This window comes from Pontibacter rugosus, from assembly GCF_042678745.1.
GTDB lineage: Bacteria > Bacteroidota > Bacteroidia > Cytophagales > Hymenobacteraceae > Pontibacter > Pontibacter rugosus.
In genome coordinates, this window is record NZ_JBHTLD010000076.1 from 1 (window position 1) to 20323 (window position 20323).

The following is a 20323-nucleotide window of genomic DNA, read 5'->3' on the forward strand; positions in this document are numbered from 1 at the left end:
CTGTATAAAGTATGAATTATTTAACAAGTTTGTAAAATATGGAGCTTGAAATTACAAAAGAAGCAACAGTGGTTGATTATACGGTTAACCATTTGAAGCGTGCCGAGCTGCCTAAGATACTGCGAGTGCAGCAAGGCATAGTGCGTGCTACCCATGATTTCATGTTTAAGAAAGGGCTAACGCAGCTCATGCCGCTTATGCTATCTCCTATCACCGACCCGCTAAACCATGGCGTGGTAGATGCCACCATAGGGTATGCAGAGCAGCGGTGGAGCCTGACAAAGTCGATGATCTTCCATAAGCAGCTGGCTTTGATGAACCCGGCCTTAGATAGCATTTACATTGTTTCCCCGAACGTGCGTCTGGAGTTCGCTGACCGAGCAGATACTGGCCGCCATCTTTTTGAGTTCACCCAGGTTGATTTCGAGTTCAAGGGGAAAGACCGCTTTTTTGTGATGGAATTTATGGAGGAGCTCGTAAACTTCGTGTTCCGCCGCCTAAACGAAGAACTGCCGGAAACTATCATGGAGCTAAGAGGAGAACTTCTGCCACAGTACGAGAAATGGGAGGTTTGCCGTACAGAAAAGCTGGAGGCAGCTTTTGGTCCCGAATATGAGCATCTCAAATCAAAAGAAGCCACAGTACCATTCTGGCTGCTGAACCACAAGCGTGAGTTTTATGACAAAGAAGATCCAAAAAAGCGGGGCACGTACTTAAATTATGACTTAATCTGGCCGGAGGGTTATGGCGAAGGATTATCCGGTGCAGAGCGTGAGCATGAATACCGGCAAATTCGTAAACGCATGGCCGAGGTAGGCACAAGTGAAGATGTGTTTGCAAACTACCTGGAGATAGCTAAAGAAGGAGGTATTCCAAAGACAGCCGGTGCTGGATTTGGTGTTGAACGAATGACACGCTTTATCTGCCGCTTAAAAGATGTAGACGAAGCAACTGTATTCTCTCGCAAACCTTTTGCGAAAGCAATTTTTTAAAAGTTTAAGTCATGCTAAAAGATAAAATATGGATGAGCATGGCGATAATGCGGGCAATTCTGAGAATGATAGTTTAAATGAGTTAATTAAGTTGATTTAAAAGGCCTGCCATACTATTGCAGGCCTTTTTGTTTGTCTTAGGCTATCACGAAAAACTGAACCTATATAGGCTTGTAATGAGCAGAGCCATTGAAATAGTAAGTACTATAAACAAAGTTCTGTACTTGCATAGGTAGTTGCAAGCGGGCGTGGCCTACTCAACAGATGTGTTTGACTCTTGAAGCTTTTCGTAAAGCAGCAAGGATGCCATGGCGCTCGTTAAGACCATCCGTGTATCAGTGCTAAGGTTAGGCTGCACCCATGCTTTGCCGTTGTTGAGTACTTGAACCGCACCTAGTACCTTGTCACCAGACTTAAATTCATACCCCACCACATCAGGCAGAGGCAGATTTTTACCTTCAAATTTGTACACCGGAGAAACTGTGTAAATGGTGCTGCCATTAGATAAGGCACCGTCAAAACGCTTGCGGTCCTGATAGTACCCCGGATCTGCGGTAATTAGATGCCATTGCCCACTCTCAGGAGAGGTGAAATGGCTGGAGTAATACTCGAGGTTGGGAGAGAGGCGAATGCTGCTACCGTTGGTAGACTTCAGGTTTTTCTCGTGGAGCTTACTAGCGCCAAACACGTACCACTCGCTTCCCTGGCTGCTTTGGAGGTTAAACTCATACTGCTGCTTAGACTTTACATTCTCATAACCTAAAATATCAAACCCGCCACTGTTGTTCCAACCTTTATGTACATTGGCTACAGTATAGTCTCCAATCCTGAAGTTGCCATTCGGCTTCAAGGTTTTACGGCCTTCTACAGGTAGTTCCTGTGCCTGTTGCTTAAAGTTCGGCTCCACGGCCATTTGTGGAACAGTGCAGGATTGCATAGCCAGCGCTCCGACCAGCAGAGTAGCTAAAAGATACTTCTTCATAGTTTTGCATTTGGTAGTGAATTACTTATAAGTATAGAGATAGCATATATAGTGCCAGTTGATGAAGAAGAAGCTGGGAATTTAGGAGGGAGTGCTTCTGCGGGGGCGAATGTATGAACAGCTACCAGCGTAGTAGTTCATGTGAGTTAGGGGAGACATAAAAAAAGGCAGAAGCTTACGCCCCTGCCTTTCATACTTTGATAGTCTAGTGTTTAACGTCTCAAAACTAAAAATTCAGTATTACTTCTTCAATGATATCACAGCACTCCTGTAGTTGCTCTTCAGTGATGACAAGCGGCGGTGCAAAGCGGATAATGTCGCCGTGAGTTGGCTTTGCCAGCAGCCCTTTATTCATCAGTTCTACACAAACATCCCAGGCTGTGCGGCCATCAGCGGTTGGCTTGATAACAATGGCGTTGAGCAAGCCTCTGCCGCGCACCAGTGTAACTAGCTCTGGGCGCTTTTCAATTAAGCGTTGCATGCGTGCCCGGAAAGCCTCCCCCAGAATACGTGCATTGTCTACCAGGTTCTCGTCCTTGATTACCTCCAGTGCTGCAACAGCAACCATGGCAGCCAACGGGTTGCCGCCAAAAGTAGAGCCGTGCTCCCCTGGCTGTATGCAAAGCATAATATCATCATTGGCCAGCACACAAGACACAGGCAGTACACCGCCTGAAAGCGCTTTACCAAGTATAAGTATATCGGCATGTACCTCATCATACTTACTGGCCAGTATTTTGCCTGTGCGGCCAATACCCGTTTGTATCTCATCGGCCATCAGCAGTACATCATACTCTTTGCATAATGCGTGAGCCTTTGCTAAATAGCCTTCATCAGGTACTACCACGCCAGCCTCGCCCTGAATTGGCTCCACTAAAAAGCCGCACACATTCGGGTTCTCTTTTAGCGCCTGTTCCAGTGCATCTATATCGTTGTACTGAATCACTTTATAGCCCGGCATATAAGGGCCAAATCCTTTTGTAGAGTCAGGGTCGGTCGAGAAAGAGATGATACCGGTGGTGCGACCATGGAAATTATGCTCCACTACTATAATCTCGGCGTTATGCGGTGCAATGCCCTTCTTCATGTAGCCCCACTTACGCGCCAGCTTGATGGCCGTCTCTACAGCCTCGGCACCAGAGTTCATCAAAAGTGCCTTGTCATACTTAAAATGCTCGCAGATGTACTTCTCGGCAACGCCCAGTTTATCATTGTAAAAAGCGCGGGAAGTTAAGGTCAGCTGCTGAGCCTGCTCTACTAAAGCATTGATGATTTTAGGATGGCAGTGGCCTTGGTTAACCGCACTATAAGCCGATAGGAAGTCAAAGTAATGCTTGCCCTCTACATCCCAAAGATGCACGCCTTCACCGCGGCTCAGGACTACTGGAAGCGGGTGGTAGTTGTGTGCACCGTACTGGTGCTCCATGTCAATGGCTTGCTGGCTGGTGTTAATCGTTTCAGTGCTCATAGTTTTCTTTTGTGATCTTCTGACATCGGCAGGCATGCTGCCTTTTCTTTTTACAGTATTAGCTGTTTAGAGTTGTCAAAAATACAGATTTGCAGGCGACTTAAAAACCTGGAAGGTATAGTTGCTAGTAGTACCAGCCAAATGCCCCGTAGCCAATGGAGGGCTGGAAGCACTAAATGACCAACAGTAGAAATTAGGATGACTTTTGCTACGGCCACATATTTAGTGATATTTGCAGTACACAAAATAAGATAGCTTTGAGCCAAAAGTTAACAGAAGGGGAAGACTTTTACTTTAATGAACAGGGCCTGATGGTGCTTACAGCAAAGTATCTGTTAAAGCGAGGATACTGTTGTAAGAATGCCTGCAAAAATTGTCCTTATGGCTTCCGTAAAGAGCAGAAGCAAGCTGATAAGTAACAGCATAAAGTATAAAGTTTGTTACCTGATTGGCCGCTTTGGCACGAATGGTATACATTCAAAGGAAAATTTTAGGTATAGGTTTGATATTTAGTATCTTTTTGCAGATATTTGCACCCCTATTGAAATAAACCAGAAAAGAATACAAGATGGCACGAGTTTGCGACTTAACAGGTAAAAGACCACGCGTAGGTAACAATGTTTCTCACGCTAATAACAAAACGAAGCGTAAGTTCTACCCGAACCTTCAGAAGAAGCGTTTTTACATCCCGGAAGAGGATGCTTGGGTAACGCTTAAGGTTTCTACATCTGCGATCAGAACAATCAACAAAAACGGTATTACTGCCGTGTTGAAGAAAGCAGTAGAGCAAGGTTACATAATGTACTAGTGGCCGTTTACCGGCTGTGCAGGTCTTGGTAGCTGATAGAGCACCAGGCTATAAGTATAAGTCCGGGCAAGCCATCTGGTAGTTTAGATAAAATACCGGCAACGGAGAGAAGCTGTATTTGCTTTCCCTCCGTTGCCGTTTTTTTAACCTTTGCTATTCCTCCCTATTGTTTAGGGAGCGAGTGGAATAAGAAATAAAGCAAGTGTAAAAAGTGTAAAGCCTCTAAAAGAAGTTTTACAATAAAGTTTATACTTTGTTTGTAATTAGAGATTTAAGCTTTTATATTTGCAGTCCTAAATAAAAAATTACTGTCGAGATGGCTAAAAAAGCAAAAGGTAATAGAATCCAGGTTATTATGGAGTGCACAGAGCACAAAGCTTCTGGCCTACCTGGAACTTCAAGGTACATCACTACCAAAAACAGAAAAAATACGCCTGAGCGTCTAGAGCTTAAGAAGTATAACTCTGTGATGAAAAAAGTAACTGTACACAAAGAAATTAAATAACCATGGCTAAGAAGGTAGTTGCAACCCTAAAAACCGCTACAGGTAAAGACTGGGCAAAAGTGATTAAGGCAGTAAAATCTCCTAAGACTGGTGCTTATAGCTTTAGAGAAGAAATGGTGCCTGTTGATAAAGTACAGGAGTTCATTGCTAAGAAATAAGACAGCTTACGCTGCATTATAGATAGAATAACATGAAGAAGTCCCACTGGTGGGACTTTTTTAGTATATTACCGTATCACCCTGATAGCATTCACCCTACATCATAACCGGCATGGGAATTTTTGACTTTTTTGGTAAAGAGAAGAAAAAAGAATCGCTGGACAAAGGTCTTGAGAAAACCAAGACCAACTTCTTCGGCCAGCTAAGCAAAGCTGTAATGGGCAAATCCACGGTTGACGTGGAGGTGCTCGATGAGCTGGAGGAGATTTTAGTGCATGCCGATGTAGGGGTAGAGACCACGGTAAAAATTATTGACCGCATTGAGAAGCGTGTAGCACGTGACAAGTACGTAAGTACCGACGAGCTGGATCGTATCCTGCGCGAAGAGATTGCTGCGTTGCTGGAGGAGAATAATGCCGGTGACGGTGCTAACTTTGAGCTGCCTAAGGATATAAAGCCTTACGTGATCATGGTAGTGGGGGTGAACGGTGTAGGTAAAACCACGACAATCGGTAAGCTGGCCTCACAGTTTCAGAAGGCAGGCAAGCAGGTGGTACTTGGTGCCGCTGATACGTTCCGGGCTGCTGCCGTAGACCAGCTTATTATCTGGGGAGAGCGTGTGGGGGTGCCGGTGATATCGCACGGCATGAACACTGACCCTGCTTCAGTAGCCTATGATGCTGTGAAAAAAGGTGTGGAGATGAATGCCGATGTGGTAATTATTGACACTGCCGGTCGACTGCACAACAAGGTAGGCCTGATGAATGAGTTGTCGAAGATCAAGCGCGTGATGCAGAAAGTAACAGAAGACACCCCACATGAGGTGTTGCTGGTATTGGATGGCAGCACAGGCCAAAATGCCCTCCTTCAGGCCCGTGAATTTACGAAAGCAACTGATGTTACGGCACTGGCAATTACCAAGCTAGACGGTACTGCCAAGGGCGGTGTAGTAATTGGCATTTCAGATGAATTTAAAATTCCGGTAAAATATATCGGAGTTGGCGAGAAAATTGAAGATCTACAACTGTTCGATAAGAACGCGTTTGTAGAAGCTTTCTTTTCACGTTAATAAAACCGTTATGCCCAATTTCCTGTTGCTTCCGCTGGCAATGCTACTTTTAAGTTGCAATGGTGCCAAAACACCCCATCAACCTCTTTCGCAACAAGACCAGATGGAAAAAACAAGTATAGAGCAACAGGCACTGCCTGCACAAGTGCAGACGGGGCAGCTTCAGGAGCAACAAGCTCCTATAAAACAAGGTGTTGCTGGTCGGGTGGTCATGCAGTCTGGTAACCAGATGCCGTCACCCAATGCGCCCAAAAGTTCAGGTAAACGTGGAGTGCAACGCACTGTTTACGTCTACAAACTGACTAACGGCAATCAGGCAAACACACAAGACGGTGTATTTCACACCAACATTCAAACTAATTTAGTCACTCAGGTTGTTACAGATGCTAATGGCAATTTTGCTGTTAATCTGAGACCCGGCAAGTATAGCCTTTTCACGAAAGAGGAGAAGGGGCTGTATGCGAACCTATTTGACGGAGAGAACAATATTTTTCCGGTTGAGGTGCAGCAAGGGCAGGTAACAGATGTAGAGTTTCTGATAAATTACAACGCAAGTTATTAATCTGTGAAAGTAAGAACACTAAAGAAAGATAAAGTAAACGTAGTTACATTGGGTTGCTCAAAAAACCTGGTGGACTCCGAAGTGTTGATGGGGCAGCTGCGTGCCAACGAGTTTGACGTGGCGCACGAGTCTGACAAAGACGATTCTAACATTGTGATCGTAAACACCTGCGGCTTTATCGATAATGCCAAGCAGGAATCCATTGATACTATTCTGCGCTATGCCGATGCCAAAGAAGCCGGTCAGATAGATAAGCTGTATGTAACAGGGTGTTTGTCGCAGCGCTACAAAGAGTCTTTAGAAGTAGAAATTCCGCAGGTGGACGCCTACTTCGGTACACTGGAGCTGCCGCAACTGCTGAAGAAGCTGGAGGCAGACTATAAGCACGAGCTGATTGGAGAGCGCCTGTTAACTACGCCTTCGCATTACGCTTACTTTAAGATTGCCGAAGGCTGTAACCGCCCTTGCTCTTTCTGTGCTATCCCGCTAATGCGTGGCAAGCACGTAGACCGCTCTATTGAGGACCTGGTAAAGGAGGCAAAGCGCCTGGCAAGTATGGGCACGAAAGAATTGGTGCTAATTGCGCAAGACTTAACTTATTACGGACTGCAGCACTATGGCGAGCGCAAGCTGGCCGACCTGCTTCGTAACCTGTCTGATGTTAATGGCATCGAGTGGATCAGAATGCAGTATGCCTATCCTTCGCAGTTTCCGATGGAAGTGTTTGATGTGATGAACGAGCGCGACAACATCTGTAAGTATATGGACATGCCGCTGCAGCACATTTCTGATAACATGCTCAAAACCATGCGCCGTGGCATCAGCAAGCGCCGTACCATTGAGCTGGTAGACCAGATTCGCCAGCGCGTGCCAGACATCGCTCTAAGAACTACTTTGATTGCCGGCCACCCAGGTGAGACCGATAAAGATTTCCAGGAACTGTATGATTGGGTAGAAGAGACAAAGTTCGACAGACTTGGTATCTTTACTTACTCACACGAAGACAACACGCACTCCTTTACACTGGAAGATAACGTGCCGGAAGAGGTGAAGCAGGATCGTGCGGATGCCATCATGGAGTTGCAGCAGGGCATTTCTGTGGAAATGAACGAGGAGAAGGTAGGCAAGACCTTCAAAGTGCTGTTCGACCGCAAAGAAAGCGGCTACTTCGTTGGCCGTACACAGTATGACTCTCCTGAGGTAGATAACGAAGTACTCGTGCCAGCTGATAATGCCTATGTGCGCTTAGGTGACTTTGCTAACATAAAGATTACTGGTTCTTCTGACTTTGACTTGTATGGTGAGGTAGTGTTGTAAGACACAGGACATAAGTATCAGGATACAAGATAATAGATCAAAAAGCCCCGCAAGTATAGCTTGTGGGGCTTTTTTTTGTGGTAAATGAGCTAAAGCAAGTAGAGGAATTCCCCTCTTGGGAGGGGCTAGGGGTGGGTAATTACACCTGTTGGTGCTCTACAATCCAAGCCTCAATTGCTCGCAGCACGTTAGGTAAATCTCGCTTAACCTCCGCATCATCAAATCTTAAGAAACTCACACCAAGCTTTTCAAGCGCTTGCTGCCTTGCCACATCTTCCTCATACGTATAGTCATGGCTATCTCCATCCACTTCAATGGCTAACATCAGTTCTTTGCAGTAAAAGTCAACGATAAAGCTGTCCAGTGGCTTCTGCCTATCAAAATCTAGTCCTATTAGTTGCTTATTCTTTAGTTCGTTCCAGAGCAGCACTTCAGAAAGTGTGCTGTTCTGGCGGAGTTGTTTTGCAAGTTCCTTTAGGTATGGCTTGTAGGGGATGATTTTAAATTTCATCTATACACGATTAACCCACCCCTAACCCCTCCGAGGAGGGGAATTGTTCCGTAGGTAATCTTAAATAAGCTACTCTATAGAGCTTAACTAGTTTGAAGGAAGGGCTAGTCCCTCACTTCAAAACATGCCGACTCAACACCCGATAAGCCTCATTGATGTTATCCCCCTTCCGGAAGTCCTGCTTAATTGTTGGCTCCGACTCACCTGTGAGCCATATCTTCAGTTCCGCATCCAAATCACCGATGCCGGCACTTTCTTTGGAGAACATCTTGATGCTGCTGTAGGGGATGCTCTGGTAATCGGTTTTGGAGCCGGTAAGGCCCTGCTTGTTCACCAGGATTAGACGCTTATTGGTGAACACCAGCATGTCGCGGATCAGCTTGTAAGCCCGCTCTATCTGCTCAGTATCCATCAGGATTGGCTGAAATTCTTTTGCCAGTTTCTCGATCGACACTTCCGAGGCGTGTCCCATCATTCCACTTAGTAGTCCCATAGGTTTATGTTGTTGAAGTTTAGGTAAAGTATAAGCAAAGACACTGCTTATACTTCCAGTTCTTTTTTAATTCGCTTCTTGTCTATTTTACCTACGCTTGTTTTAGGTATTTCAGACACAAATTTATACTGCTTCGGTACCGCATAGTGGCTGATTTTGCCACTGTCTGAGAACTGCTCCATGTGCCGGATAAGGTCTTCGTCCGTTAAGTTAGTATCGGGTTTGGCTACGATCAGCGCCAATGGCCGTTCCTGCCAGCGTTGGTCTGGTACGGCTACCACGGCTGTTTCCTGCACGTCAGGGTGCTGCGAAATCAGGCTCTCAATCAGCAAAGAAGAAATCCATTCTCCACCAGACTTAATCACATCTTTCTTACGGTCTGTGATAGTAATCACACCATCCGGAGCAATGGTAGCAATGTCGCCGGTGTGCAGATAGCCGTACTGCCACAGCTCATGGCTGCGCTCCTCATCTTTATAGTAGCCCTGTGTGAGCCAAGGCGCCCGCACTACAATCTCTCCCGTCGATTTACCATCGCTAGGCAAGAGTTGCCCCTCCTCGTTCATCAATTTGATATCCACCATCTGGATCGGACGACCTGTTTTAACCCGAAGGTCAGCCTCTTCTTCTTCCGTTAAATGGCTCATGGTTTTTCGGTTGAGGTAGGTGAGAGAGAGTACAGGGCAGGTTTCAGACATGCCGTAGCCAGTAATAATTTCTATACCTAAGTCCATGGCTGCCATGGCCAATCCCCGTGGTAAAGCACTTCCGCCTATCACTACTTTCCAGTTGGTGAGGTCAAAGGTCTTTACCTGCGGGTGGTTTACCAGCATCTGCAAAATAGTAGGCACACAATGAGAAACCGTTACTTTTTCCTGTAGCACCAGCTTCAGGAGCATAGGAGGTTCATAGCGCCCCGGGTAGACCTGTTGCATCCCAAGAAAGGTAGCCAAGTACGGAAAGCCCCAGGCATGCACATGAAACATAGGCGTGATGGGCATGTACACATCGTTGCTGCCAATCTTCAGCGCGTTGTCCATGGCACCTAAAGCTGTAGCTAACCCAAAGGTATGGAGTACTAGCTGCCGGTGCGAGAAGTAAACCCCCTTGGGTAAACCCGTTGTGCCGGTGGTGTAGAAGGTGGTGGCAATAGAGTCTTCGCTGAAGTATGGGAAATCGTACGTATCAGGTTGCTGTAGGAGCAGGTCTTCATATTCACCGCTCAAGGTTAGAGACGTTTCCGGTGTGGTACCAGAATCAGACAGAAGTACAATGTGCTGCACCGTTTCCATCTTGCCTTGCATCCCCTCTAATATGGGCAGGAAATCTTCATGGCAAAAGATGACTGCATCCTCGGCATGGTTTATTGTGTAGAGAATTTCATCTGGCGATAGCCTGAAGTTGATCATGTGCAGCACGGCTCCTACCATAGGTATGGCAAAGTAGCCCTCCAGATAGCGGTGGCTGTCATAATCGAGAAAGGCAACTGTTTTGCCTTGTGCTATTTGTAAGTGGTTTGTAAGCACATGGGCCAGCCGTGCTACACGTTTGTTAAAATCTAGGTACGTGTGGCGCACCAGGTCGCGGTAAATAATCTCCCGGTTTGGCTCATACTTTAACGATTGCTCAAAAATGCTGCGAATAAGCAACTGCGACTGGTGTGCTTCTGGGGTTGGAGGCAAAATGCGGGTAGTGGTCATAGTTTGTTTTAGTGTGATAGGTGTCGGTTTTAAGTTGAGTGACATTAGTAATCTTGCTTTATCAACGCCACAGTTGTTTTTATACTATAGTATGAAAGGTTCTGTTGCGAGAGGTAAATTTAGCGCATTGCTCTGCTGCTAATTCAGTTCTTGCTTTGTAGTAGTAGCAATCGTCGTTGTGCAACTGGTAGAGGTATTAACTCTGTAGCTGCTGTCATCAAACCACCCCTAACCCCCAATGCCGTCAACTTAAGGACTTTATCCGTAGAAGGAGAAAAACACCGTATGTTTATGGGTCTAAAAAAAAGAATTTACAGATTTTGGAGGATTTGCGGGAGGAGATAGGCAGTGAGGGTTTTAAGCAGGAGCACCGGCAAAGCGAGCGGGACTTCACCAGGAACAGGGTGCTCACTTTTGTGGGGCTGGTGGTGAGCCAGATCAACCTGGTGAGCAAGAGCGTGAGCGTGGAGGTGAGCCGGTTTGTCGAGCGCTTCATCGGGCCCTCACTGGACTACAGCAAGCAGGCCTTCTCCAAGTGCCGGAGCAAGCTGAAGGCGGAGGCCTTCACTGCCCTGAACCGCAGGCTGGTGAGCCGGTTCTACGCCGACGAGGACTTCCGCAAGTGGCAGGGTTACCTGACGCTCGCCGTTGACGGGTCAACGCTGCAGTTGCCGGAGAGCGCGGCCCTCATCGGGGAGTTCGGCCTTGCCGAGAACAAGGGCAAGAGCATGCCCATGGCGCGCACCAGCCTGCTCTACGACGTGGAGAACGGGCTGGTGGTGGACGCGCTGCTCGGCCGCTACAAAGCAGGCGAGCCGGAGATGGCCCTCGAGCACCTGCGCCGGCTGGGGGAGCTCTGCCCCGCCGCCCCCTGCCTGCTGCTCTTCGACCGGGGCTACCCCAGCCTGTGGCTGATGGCCTGCCTGCAGAGCAAGGGGCTCTGGTTTGTGATGCGCTGCAGGGCCGGCTTCCTGGCCGAGGTGAGCGAGTTGGCCCGGCAGGCGGAAGAGGATGCGCTGCTGGAGCTGGATTTGGAGCGCGGCAACCGCCTGCACAGCAAGAAGCTGCGGCTTTACCTGGAGCCCGGGCAGACAAAGCTGCGGGTGCGGTGCGTGAAGGTGGAGCTGCCGGGCGGGGAGACAGAGTACCTGCTGACCAGCCTGCGGGAGCTGGACGCCTCACGCTTCCAGGAGCTCTACCACAAGAGGTGGGCCGTGGAGACAGGCATAGACTTCCACAAGAACGTGCTGCAGCTGGAGAATTTCTCGGCCAGGACGGTGCTGGGCGTCAGGCAGGATTTCGAGGCGCGCATGCTGGCCGCCAACCTGAGCGCGCTGCTCATTGCGGACGCAGAGCAGGAACTGGAGCAGCAGCAGGCCGGCAAGCACAACAGGCACACCTACAAAGTCAACAGGGCTGTGGCGCTGGGGCTTGTAAAGGACAACCTGGCCAGCCTGCTCATGGGAAAGGAGCCTGCACAGCAGGTGTATGAGAGGCTGAAGGAAAAGATCAAGAGAAGGAAGGAGGCGCTTAGGCCCGGCAGGAGCTTCAAAAGGCGGCAAAAGCTCCACTACAAGTTCCACATCAACAAGAGGCCCGTTATTTGAATCTCCTTAAGTTGACGGCATTGCCCCTAACCCCTCCTTATCCAAGGAGGGGAACTTGGAAACGTTACTTCAGTAAGTTTATATTCTGTAGCTGGAGCAGGTGTGCTTTATGCGCAGTGGAGCTGTTTTAGCTGCTCGAAGTAAAAGCCTTTCCCAGTTTTTCTGCGAGGCGCCTATGCGAGTTTTTCCGGTGCCGCAGGCATTGCGACCGAAGGGTAGCAAAGGAAAAGCTCCCAGCGTCGAGTGGGAAAACGAGTCCTCGCGGACTTGGAGCGCAAGTAACTTGCAATGGAAAAGGTAAGAGTTAAAGCCGTGGATAGGCAGCACCACGCCAGCTTAGACAGGAATAAAGTAGTAATTCAGTAGAACCCTCAACACGCAATGTACTGGTGAAAACTCAGCAATAACCACATATAATACTTCAAAACATTACTACCGTTGCTCATATCCTGCCACCTGCTTTCTATCGTTTCATCTGTAAAACCGGAAATAAAACCTTTACTTTGTGCCGAAGCAGTAATTTGCTGCAACACATTTCCCGCGAAACTGTTAAAAGGGCTAAACCTACGGCTACAAAGCAGATGGAAGTACAGACCATGAAAATCACCAAGATAGACTACGCTGCCACCGGCGCATTCTCCCAAACTATAACGGACTACCTCTGTCGTGGCGAACAGCTACGACCGTTCTATAACCACTTCCCGACTTTAGAGGCTTTCGAGGCCCAGTTGAAGGAGAAAAGCTTCAGCGAAGCACAGCGGCAGACGCTGCACCAGGCGCTGCAGGAGCAGTATACTTCCATATCAGAAGTTAACACGAAGGTGCAACAAAACATCGACCTGCTGCAGCAGTCGAATACCTTCACTATCACCACCGGCCATCAGCTCAATATCTTTACCGGCCCGTTATACTTCATTTACAAGATTGTTACGGCAATCAACACCTGCAAGCAACTGCAGGAGAAGTACCCGGATTACAACTTTGTGCCGGTATACTGGATGGCTACGGAAGACCACGACTTTGCCGAGATCAACCACTTTAACCTGTTCGGGAAGAAGTATACTTGGGAGAGTGAGCAGAAAGGAGCTGTAGGCCGATTCTCTACAGAAGATATGGAGCAGCTGCTGACAGAGCTACCGGAGGCGTACCCGATTTTTGAGGAGGCATACCGCAATAGCAAGAACCTGGCAGATGCTACCCGTGCCATTACACATGAACTGTTTGGTGCGTACGGTTTGGTAAGTATAGATGGTGACCACGCGGGGCTGAAAAAAGCGCTGCTGCCGGTGATAGAGAAAGAACTGACAGAGCAGCTATCGAATAAGCTGGTAGAGGAGGCAAGTGCACAACTGGAGGAGCTTGGGTATAAGTCGCAGGTATACTCCCGTGAAATTAACCTGTTTTACCTGACCGATGGGCTGCGTGAGCGCATTGTGCAGGAAGAGGACAAGTATAAAGTCCTGAACACCGACCTTAGCTTTACACTGGAGGAGATACAGCAGGAGGCACAGGAGCATCCGGAGCGCTTCAGCCCAAATGTTATACTTAGGCCCTTGTTCGAGGAGCTTATACTTCCGAACCTGGCATACATTGGTGGAGGCGCAGAAGTAGCCTACTGGTTCCAGCTGAAGAAACTGTTTGCTGCCTATAAAGTAGCTTTCCCGCTGCTGATGCTGCGCAACTCGGCGCTATACATTAGCCGCAGCAACGCCAACCGCATGCACAAGCTGGACTTGCAGCCGCAGGATTTATTTCAGGATTATCAAGAGCTGAAAAAGCAGCTATCTGCCCAGATACACGAAGAGGACATTGACCTGACTGCGCAGCGTGAGGCTGTAGCCGCTGCCTTTGCTGAGGTAGAGAAGCTGGCGAAGGAAATAGATCCTACTTTAGAGAAAGCCGTGGGAGCCGAAGAGCAGAAGGCGCACAATGCCCTGCAGATGCTGGAGAAGAAGATATCTAAAGCCCGCGATAACAAGCACGAGCAGACTTTTAAGCAACTGGAAAACCTGAAGGATAAACTTTTCCCGGGAGGTACTTTGCAGGAGCGTAAAGACAACCTGCTTACCTATAAAACCAACAACCCAGATTTTATACCTGCTTTGATAGAGGCATTCGACCCGCTGGAGTTTAAGTTTACGATTCTGGAGGAGGAGTAATGCGGAAGGCGGATCTTCGCAGGCAAATGCTACAGCAGCGCCGCGCACTACCACAGGAAGAGGTGCAGCGGCGCAGCCAAGGTATAGTCGAGCAGTTTTTTAGGCATTTTCCGCTGCAGGCAGGGCAAACAGTGCACGTGTTTCTGCCCATCATCAAAAACAACGAAGTAAATACCTGGCCTATTATTGAGCAACTGCGACTGGAGCACCCGGAGGTGCGGGTGGTGGTGCCGGTTACGGATGTGGAACAGCACGTGCTGACGCATCATCACCTAACGGACGAAGCCATACTTGTAGAAAACCGCTGGGGTATACCGGAGCCGCAAAATGCTCAAACCATACATGCCCGCGAGGTAGACGTGGTGCTGATTCCGTTGCTTGCCTTCGACAGGGCCGGGCACCGCGTAGGCTACGGCAAAGGTTTCTACGACCGCTTCCTGGCTGATTGCCGCTCTGATGTGCTGAAAGTGGGATTATCTTTGGAGCCGCCTGTAGTAAGTATAGCCGACCCTAATCCGTTTGACGTGCCGCTGGATGCGGTGGTAATGCCGCAGGGGGTGTGGGAGAGGAGCTAAGCTACTCTTCTTCTTCCTGAGCAGCTTCTACTCCTTCTTCTATTGTCTCCATGGCCTCTTCGTGTGTGTCTTCATCCGCTTCCGGCTCTTCTTGCTCGTACTCATTTTCCGGCGCAAAACTTAGCTTGATGTAGATAGGAAAATGGTCAGAGCCAATATAAGGCAGCCGTTCTATTTGTACCAGCTTAAAGTGATCCGAGTGAAACACGTGGTCGAGGGGCCAGCGAAGCGGCGGATAATTTGCGTTAAAGGTACTGAAAAGTCCTCTGCCCACCCGTGGGTCCAGCAGTTTACTTACCTCCTGAAAAAGCGCTGTCGTCCGCGACCAGGCGACATCGTTAAAATCACCGGCTACCACCACCGGATAATCTGAATCAGCAATGTCATAGGCAACCAGCACGATCTCGGCATCTCGCTTCTTTGAATTTGGCGCTTCGGTGGGCACAGGTGGCTTAGGGTGCACAGCATGCAGCTCCACCCAAATCCCGCTCCGCAGCTTTATAAACGTTTTGATAGATGGGATTTCCTTTTCCAACAGGTATTTGACCCTTTTCTGGCGCAACGGCAGCTGACTATACAAGTGCATGCCATAGGTGTTCGGCAGCGGAATTTCAACGCGGTAAGGGTAGTTTTGTGTCACAGGCTCTAAAGCATTCTGCCAAACTGAGTCCGTCTCTAGCAGTAGCAATATATCCGGGTTCTTTTGCTTTACCAGGCTCATCAGCTTACCATAGTTTTGGTTCGTCATGAGCACGTTCGACACCATAATGCTTAGCTCATTCTCTTGGCGGTTGTCCTGCTTTGCCTGCTTCACCTGCACAGGAGCCAAGGCAGTATAAGGATAAATGTTGATAGCCTGGTAAATGGAGGCAAGGCTTAAACCTACTAAAAGTACTTTATCGCGCCTGCGGTGCTTGCTGCCCAGCCACAAGTAAAGTGTAATACAGAGCAGGCTTAGCGCGAGCAGCTGCATGCGAGGGAAATCGAATACCCTTACATACCAATTTTCCAGAGGGAGCAGCGATAGTGCTGAAGCAAGGATAGAAAATACGCCTATTGCCTGTATAATGGTGATCGCTGCTTTCTTCATGGGTGCAAGTGGAATTTTGATGCAGCTGGTTTATTAAGTTTAGTGAATATAATACTAGGTAGAGTAGCAGTACGGATACGGTGTGTGGAGGTTAAAGAACAGGAGTCTGGCTTTGAAATTGGCAGGTATGGGAACAAAGGCTAAAAGCGTGAGTGAATGTGGCTTTAATTTCAAAGTATAAAGCAAGCTTTTACTACCTGTTATGTATGTTAGTGCCAGCCGCAGCACAAGAAGGATAGGTTTAAAAGAGCTTAAGCTGCTTATTATCCAACTCAGTAGATGTGATCTCTACAAACCTAATGCGTGGCCTTTTCTCTATTAAAGCGCCAGTTTTTTTATCTAACCTATCTACATAGCCTTTTACAACAGCATTCGTAAAAAGTGCGCCTTTGTAATTTTTAATGTTTCCTTCATGAGGGTAGCACGTTAACACATGGTCCTGATACAAGAAGCCAAGCGTATTGGAGTTCTCATTTCCTCTGGAAACATGCCCTTCCAGCTCTACATAACTGTCGTGTAACAGTTCAGGGAAGAGTGTCTCGTTCGCATCCTCATTGGGAATAAAGATGTACTTCTTGCTGGCGTTTATGCTCACAAAGTTTGCATCCTTACTATCCTTGTAACCTATAACCAGTTCCCGTTCTTCCTCAATTACTTTAGCCAGTTTCTTGAAGAGATCATTTGGGCAGGCTGCAAATAGCTTTAAGTATTGGGCCGGAACAATCAGCGTTTCTCCTTCATTATTAGTGATTGCTACCTTGCCGTCACCTGTAAACTCCAGGTGTTCAACCTTCTTTTTGGTGATGGAGCCAAGGTGTTTAGCTATCTTAATCACCCATGTCATACCCTTAAAGGCACTCTTAAACACATCCTTAAATCCTAACTCCTTAAAATTGCTTTTAGCGGCTTCTGCTAAGGCAGTACCAAAATATTTACTGGCACCCCACGTAGTTGTCGTTTTTAAGATTTGGGCATCGATGTCTTCTACAAATACAGCCTCCCAGCTTCCTTTCCTGATGCAGACGGGTATTTCAAAATCAGCCGCTTGCAGCGAAGCATCTTCTTGATACAGAAAGAATCGTATGGCTTCATCCATCCCTGTAAGTGCTTCACCTGCTTTCCTGGCATCCAGGAAACCATCTCTTACCAACTCTCCTTCATACTTTATATAGGCAAAGGTTTCGCTCGTCTCGTGCTCTTTTATGGTGGGTTAAGATTTATACTTCTACAGTTTTGCAGTACCGTAATATAGCCAAAATAGCTGTTGAATTGTAGGGCAATTAAAAAGGCAGCCACCGGAGCAGCTGCCTTTCATCAAGTATAAACCAATGGCTTATATTTTACTTCACCAGTTCCAGCTTGTTCAGCTCATCGGTGATGAACTTGATCTCGTCCTGGCTCAGCTTTAAGTTAAGCGCTTTGGCATTTTGCGTGGCTTGGTCGGCGTTGCGGGCACCTACCAGGGCAATGGTAATGCCGGGCTGCTCCACCGTCCAGCGGACAACCAGTTGGGCCAGTGTGGCGTTTTTGTCGTCGGCCAGTGGCTTTATTTTCTGCAGGAACTCATCGGTTCGCTTCAGGTTCTCGTCTTTAAAGAAGTATAAGTTAGCGCGGTGGTCGCCTTCGCTGAACGTATAGCCGGGCTTCATTTTGCCGGTTAACAGGCCGCGCTCCAGTGGGCTGTAGGCAAGTATAGACTTGTTATTGTCCAGGCAGTAAGGCACTACATCCGCTTCAATGTCGCGTTTTACCATGCTGTAAGGCACCTGGTTAGAGACAAGCTGCACATACTTCTCTGCCTCCTTCATCTGTGCTACATCATAGTTGCAAACACCAGCATGGCGCACCTTGCCTTCTTTTATCAGCTGTGCCACGGCTTCCATGGTTTCCTCAATAGGAGTGGTTACGTCTGGCCAGTGTATCTGGTAAAGGTCAATGTAGTCGGTGCCGAGGCGGCGCAGGCTGTCTTCGCACTCTTTGATGATACTCTCGCGGCCGGCATACTTGTGCACGTCTATTTCATTGCCATTGTTGTCCTGGCTCTTCATGGCTAGCTCACCTTTGTTCAGGTCCCAGCGCATGCCATACTTAGTCAGGATCTGTACTTTGTCGCGCGACAGACCTTTGATGGCTTCGCCCACAATTTCTTCGCTGGTGCCCTGGCCATAAATAGGGGCTGTGTCGATAGAGGTTACACCTAAATCATACGAAGCTCTGATGGCCTCTACGGCATCTTTACGTTCTGTGCCGCCCCACATCCAGCCGCCTGCTGCCCATGCGCCAAAAGTTACGACGGATATCTCTAAGTCTGATTTGCCAAGTTTTCTGTATTCCATGTTTGTTTCTTGTTGTAAGTATAAAATGTGTCGGATATGATATTCCTGAAGTATGTAAAAACGCCTAAGGGTATGATATGTTTACAAACAGGCCGAGAAGGTGCAGGCAAAGCGACACACGCAGCATGCTACAAGACAGATAGCCGCTGTAGTTAGAGTATATTATACTGCAAGACGGGCACTGGCACCTGTAGTACAGAAGTATGATCAGCTTTTCTTTTCTTTCTTCTTATCCTTTTTGTCTTTCTTGTCCTGCTTATTGCTGCTGCGGCCCAGTTCATTCTCCAGGCTCTTGTTGAATGCATCAATGTAGGCATGGCGCAGCACGTTCAAAACAGTTTTCCAGGTATTGGTGTCGGGGTTGTCTAAACTTCCTGAAATAGGTATCTGCGTGGCGATCTGGTCGCGTTCCTGGTTTTCTGCCGCTTCGGCAAAAATACCGATTACTGCTTCTTTGGCGGCATGCAGAAAGCCATCCTCTTTCTTGTCCTTCTTCCAGTCCAGCACCTTTACGTTCTCCAGGAAAGGCTTTACATAGCCATCCAATTGCCCATCGGTAACTTTAAACTTGGTATACAAATCCAATTTGCCTCTCTCCACATCAAACTTTGCGCTTGATTTTATAAAGTCGTTCAGGCTGGTCAGGGCCACGTGCGTGAGTTGCATGTTAACGTCCAGGTCTGGCGTTTCTTTAAGCAGGTTCGCCCGCATATCGCTCTTCAGTAAGCCGCCGCCTACCGATTTGCCCGTAACCGTTATGGTAGAGGGTAAGGCAGTCCGGTTATTCTCTACATTGGCCAGATTCAGGGCCACCAGCTGCATGTTATCTATGTGCATGTTCACGTCGGGGCTGCCGCTAAAGTCAAGATAGGCAAGTCTGCCGTTATTTACCTCAAAGCGGTTAATGGTCATGGGCATCAGGTCTTTTACCACTTGTGTCCAGTCGTCTTGTGTGGTTTGCTGTTGCGCTTCTTTAGTGGCTGGTGCCGCTACAATGTTCATCACAGGGCGATTCATCACGACTTCGCCTACAAGCTCTCCTTTGAAAAGAGAACGCCACTCAATAGAAAGATCCGTCTGTGCTATTTTCAGGAAAGGATACTTGGGATTGCCTTTTTCCTCTGTCAGTACCAGGCCCTCTATCTTGTAGGCGCCCCGGTACAGGTGCAGGTCAATATCTTCTACGTGGCCAGTGTAGCCAGGCATTTCATCGAGTGACTTGTTTACATAGTCCTTTACAATGTAAGGCAGTGCTACCCTTACTGCAATTAGCAGCAGAACTATGGCAATGGCGATTTTATATGATTTCTTGAGGTACATAAGTTTTCTGTGTTAAAACTGTGGCAAGAAGTAAGACTGCTGCTTATATACAGGAAGATTCTTGTGATTCCTGCAGACAGGCAGCTGTGCTGTTGCCATAGGCTCAGGCTTTTAAGTGCGAATGAGGCCACATAAAGAACGAGAATGTTGCTTGCAGAGTTGAAGATCCTGAGTAGAGTTTTAGGTCTGGGCGTTAAATTTCCTAAACCAGGCACCAAAGCTTATTACCTTAAGGCATTAAAAGGTCAGGTAGCGGTGGTCATAAAAACAAAACGCCCTTCCGTGGTTCGGAAGGGCGTTTTGTGGGATATGGTAAAGCTTGTTAGCCTTTGTATACAATGTTGAATTTCTTTAGCTCGTCTACAGGGCCGAAGTTTTGCTTTTCGATTGTCTTGCCACGGCGCTTCAGGTGCACCTCTACCGGAGCCATGGCTTTGGTCATGTCAGAGTTCAAAACCTTCACGTAGAAGCTTCTTGCTTCTTCAGAGGCACCTTTCTCAAACGTGTGTTTTTGGTGATTACCATTTACAGGCATACCCGGAATTACCTGATAGGTAGTGCAAACCACTTCATACTTAGGAAGAAACGGTTTTATAACTTTTTTAATTAAGCTTTTCATATAATCAATATTTTCTGAGTTGCTTTTCCTCTACTGCAATGTAGTTCTTTAT

Annotated in this window: 21 protein-coding genes; 11 read left to right on the forward strand and 10 right to left on the reverse strand. The window is 47.7% G+C overall.

Annotation, left to right across the window (positions count from 1 at the left end; genetic code table 11):
• Positions 1-38 precede the first annotated feature (38 nt).
• Entirely contained in the window at positions 39-992 is a 954-nt protein-coding gene (locus ACFQ2O_RS10010; RefSeq protein ID WP_377526663.1) for an asparagine synthetase A, read from the forward strand.
• 253 nt (positions 993-1245) lie between these two features.
• Here the strand turns inward: ACFQ2O_RS10010 and ACFQ2O_RS10015 are convergent, their stop codons facing one another.
• Both ACFQ2O_RS10015 and rocD read right to left on the reverse strand, forming a co-directional pair.
• A complete protein-coding gene (locus ACFQ2O_RS10015) occupies positions 1246-1974 on the reverse strand; it encodes a hypothetical protein (protein ID WP_377526666.1) in 729 nt (242 codons plus the stop codon).
• 226 nt (positions 1975-2200) lie between these two features.
• Positions 2201-3442 carry an ornithine--oxo-acid transaminase gene (gene rocD / locus ACFQ2O_RS10020; protein WP_377526669.1) on the reverse strand — a complete coding sequence of 414 codons (1242 nt, stop codon included), beginning with the start codon at positions 3440-3442 and terminating at the stop codon, positions 2201-2203.
• Positions 3443-3699: 257 nt separating this feature from the next.
• On the opposite strand from rocD, the gene ACFQ2O_RS10025 reads away from it, so the two are divergent.
• The 7 genes from ACFQ2O_RS10025 (at position 3700) to rimO (ending at position 7861) form a co-directional block, all read left to right on the forward strand.
• Positions 3700-3861 carry a DUF5522 domain-containing protein gene (locus ACFQ2O_RS10025; protein ID WP_377526672.1) on the forward strand — a complete coding sequence of 54 codons (162 nt, stop codon included), beginning with the start codon at positions 3700-3702 and terminating at the stop codon, positions 3859-3861.
• A 149-nt stretch (positions 3862-4010) separates the two neighbouring features.
• Positions 4011-4250, forward strand: coding sequence for a 50S ribosomal protein L28 (gene rpmB, locus ACFQ2O_RS10030; RefSeq protein ID WP_377526675.1), 240 nt, complete (start codon positions 4011-4013; stop codon positions 4248-4250).
• Between the two features lie 316 nt (positions 4251-4566).
• The gene (rpmG, locus tag ACFQ2O_RS10035; protein WP_377526678.1) at positions 4567-4755 is read left to right on the forward strand and encodes a 50S ribosomal protein L33; all 189 of its coding nucleotides are present in this window, start codon (positions 4567-4569) and stop codon (positions 4753-4755) included.
• Between the two features lie 2 nt (positions 4756-4757).
• Positions 4758-4913, forward strand: a complete 156-nt coding sequence (locus tag ACFQ2O_RS10040) for a DUF4295 domain-containing protein (RefSeq protein WP_377526682.1) — start codon at positions 4758-4760, stop codon at positions 4911-4913.
• Positions 4914-5025: 112 nt separating this feature from the next.
• Positions 5026-5982 carry a signal recognition particle-docking protein FtsY gene (gene ftsY / locus ACFQ2O_RS10045; protein WP_377526685.1) on the forward strand — a complete coding sequence of 319 codons (957 nt, stop codon included), beginning with the start codon at positions 5026-5028 and terminating at the stop codon, positions 5980-5982.
• A 10-nt stretch (positions 5983-5992) separates the two neighbouring features.
• Entirely contained in the window at positions 5993-6544 is a 552-nt protein-coding gene (locus ACFQ2O_RS10050) for a carboxypeptidase-like regulatory domain-containing protein (RefSeq protein WP_377526688.1), read from the forward strand.
• Positions 6545-6547: 3 nt separating this feature from the next.
• Complete coding sequence (gene rimO / locus ACFQ2O_RS10055; protein WP_377526691.1) at positions 6548-7861, forward strand: 30S ribosomal protein S12 methylthiotransferase RimO; 1314 nt, start codon at positions 6548-6550, stop codon at positions 7859-7861.
• A gap of 139 nt (positions 7862-8000) precedes the next feature.
• Here rimO and ACFQ2O_RS10060 read toward each other — a convergent pair whose 3' ends face one another.
• The 3 genes from ACFQ2O_RS10060 to ACFQ2O_RS10070 form a co-directional block, all read right to left on the reverse strand.
• Positions 8001-8372: an endonuclease domain-containing protein gene (locus tag ACFQ2O_RS10060; protein WP_377526694.1), complete on the reverse strand. Its 372-nt coding sequence runs from the start codon at positions 8370-8372 to the stop codon at positions 8001-8003.
• A 112-nt stretch (positions 8373-8484) separates the two neighbouring features.
• Entirely contained in the window at positions 8485-8865 is a 381-nt protein-coding gene (locus ACFQ2O_RS10065; RefSeq protein ID WP_377526698.1) for a PH domain-containing protein, read from the reverse strand.
• Positions 8866-8912: 47 nt separating this feature from the next.
• Positions 8913-10565, reverse strand: a complete 1653-nt coding sequence (locus ACFQ2O_RS10070; RefSeq protein WP_377526703.1) for a fatty acid--CoA ligase — start codon at positions 10563-10565, stop codon at positions 8913-8915.
• A gap of 320 nt (positions 10566-10885) precedes the next feature.
• On the opposite strand from ACFQ2O_RS10070, the gene ACFQ2O_RS10075 reads away from it, so the two are divergent.
• The 3 genes from ACFQ2O_RS10075 to ACFQ2O_RS10085 all read left to right on the forward strand — a co-directional run bounded on the left by ACFQ2O_RS10075 (position 10886) and on the right by ACFQ2O_RS10085 (position 14906).
• Complete coding sequence (locus ACFQ2O_RS10075) at positions 10886-12172, forward strand: IS4 family transposase (RefSeq protein ID WP_377526706.1); 1287 nt, start codon at positions 10886-10888, stop codon at positions 12170-12172.
• Positions 12173-12753: 581 nt separating this feature from the next.
• Positions 12754-14331, forward strand: coding sequence for a bacillithiol biosynthesis cysteine-adding enzyme BshC (gene bshC, locus ACFQ2O_RS10080; protein WP_377526710.1), 1578 nt, complete (start codon positions 12754-12756; stop codon positions 14329-14331).
• Positions 14331-14906, forward strand: coding sequence for a 5-formyltetrahydrofolate cyclo-ligase (locus tag ACFQ2O_RS10085; RefSeq protein WP_377526714.1), 576 nt, complete (start codon positions 14331-14333; stop codon positions 14904-14906). Before bshC ends, ACFQ2O_RS10085 begins: the two co-directional genes overlap by 1 nt.
• Position 14907: 1 nt before the next feature.
• Here the strand turns inward: ACFQ2O_RS10085 and ACFQ2O_RS10090 are convergent, their stop codons facing one another.
• From ACFQ2O_RS10090 to ACFQ2O_RS10110, 5 genes are all read right to left on the reverse strand, one after another.
• Entirely contained in the window at positions 14908-15996 is a 1089-nt protein-coding gene (locus ACFQ2O_RS10090; RefSeq protein WP_377526718.1) for an endonuclease/exonuclease/phosphatase family protein, read from the reverse strand.
• 241 nt (positions 15997-16237) lie between these two features.
• Positions 16238-17146: a hypothetical protein gene (locus tag ACFQ2O_RS10095; RefSeq protein ID WP_377526723.1), complete on the reverse strand. Its 909-nt coding sequence runs from the start codon at positions 17144-17146 to the stop codon at positions 16238-16240.
• Positions 17147-17336: 190 nt separating this feature from the next.
• Positions 17337-18332, reverse strand: a complete 996-nt coding sequence (locus ACFQ2O_RS10100; RefSeq protein ID WP_377526726.1) for an aldo/keto reductase — start codon at positions 18330-18332, stop codon at positions 17337-17339.
• Positions 18333-18539: 207 nt separating this feature from the next.
• A complete protein-coding gene (locus ACFQ2O_RS10105; RefSeq protein WP_377526729.1) occupies positions 18540-19652 on the reverse strand; it encodes a DUF748 domain-containing protein in 1113 nt (370 codons plus the stop codon).
• Between the two features lie 322 nt (positions 19653-19974).
• A complete protein-coding gene (locus ACFQ2O_RS10110; protein WP_377526732.1) occupies positions 19975-20271 on the reverse strand; it encodes a hypothetical protein in 297 nt (98 codons plus the stop codon).
• Between the last annotated feature and the right edge of the window lie 52 nt (positions 20272-20323).

Bases quoted from the DNA above. Each gene is read 5' to 3' on its own strand.
- ACFQ2O_RS10015 (WP_377526666.1), bottom strand. From the start codon at position 1,974: ATGAAGAAGTATCTTTTAGCTACTCTGCTGGTCGGAGCGCTGGCTATG.
- rocD (WP_377526669.1), bottom strand. From the start codon at position 3,442: ATGAGCACTGAAACGATTAACACCAGCCAGCAAGCCATTGACATGGAG.
- rpmB (WP_377526675.1), top strand. From the start codon at position 4,011: ATGGCACGAGTTTGCGACTTAACAGGTAAAAGACCACGCGTAGGTAAC.
- ACFQ2O_RS10050 (WP_377526688.1), top strand. From the start codon at position 5,993: ATGCCCAATTTCCTGTTGCTTCCGCTGGCAATGCTACTTTTAAGTTGC.
- ACFQ2O_RS10040 (WP_377526682.1), top strand. From the start codon at position 4,758: ATGGCTAAGAAGGTAGTTGCAACCCTAAAAACCGCTACAGGTAAAGAC.
- ACFQ2O_RS10060 (WP_377526694.1), bottom strand. From the start codon at position 8,372: ATGAAATTTAAAATCATCCCCTACAAGCCATACCTAAAGGAACTTGCA.
- ACFQ2O_RS10105 (WP_377526729.1), bottom strand. From the start codon at position 19,652: ATGTACCTCAAGAAATCATATAAAATCGCCATTGCCATAGTTCTGCTG.
- ACFQ2O_RS10085 (WP_377526714.1), top strand. From the start codon at position 14,331: ATGCGGAAGGCGGATCTTCGCAGGCAAATGCTACAGCAGCGCCGCGCA.
- bshC (WP_377526710.1), top strand. From the start codon at position 12,754: ATGGAAGTACAGACCATGAAAATCACCAAGATAGACTACGCTGCCACC.
- ACFQ2O_RS10100 (WP_377526726.1), bottom strand. From the start codon at position 18,332: ATGGAATACAGAAAACTTGGCAAATCAGACTTAGAGATATCCGTCGTA.
- rpmG (WP_377526678.1), top strand. From the start codon at position 4,567: ATGGCTAAAAAAGCAAAAGGTAATAGAATCCAGGTTATTATGGAGTGC.
- ACFQ2O_RS10090 (WP_377526718.1), bottom strand. From the start codon at position 15,996: ATGAAGAAAGCAGCGATCACCATTATACAGGCAATAGGCGTATTTTCT.
- ACFQ2O_RS10010 (WP_377526663.1), top strand. From the start codon at position 39: ATGGAGCTTGAAATTACAAAAGAAGCAACAGTGGTTGATTATACGGTT.
- ACFQ2O_RS10110 (WP_377526732.1), bottom strand. From the start codon at position 20,271: ATGAAAAGCTTAATTAAAAAAGTTATAAAACCGTTTCTTCCTAAGTAT.
- ACFQ2O_RS10070 (WP_377526703.1), bottom strand. From the start codon at position 10,565: ATGACCACTACCCGCATTTTGCCTCCAACCCCAGAAGCACACCAGTCG.
- ACFQ2O_RS10065 (WP_377526698.1), bottom strand. From the start codon at position 8,865: ATGGGACTACTAAGTGGAATGATGGGACACGCCTCGGAAGTGTCGATC.
- ftsY (WP_377526685.1), top strand. From the start codon at position 5,026: ATGGGAATTTTTGACTTTTTTGGTAAAGAGAAGAAAAAAGAATCGCTG.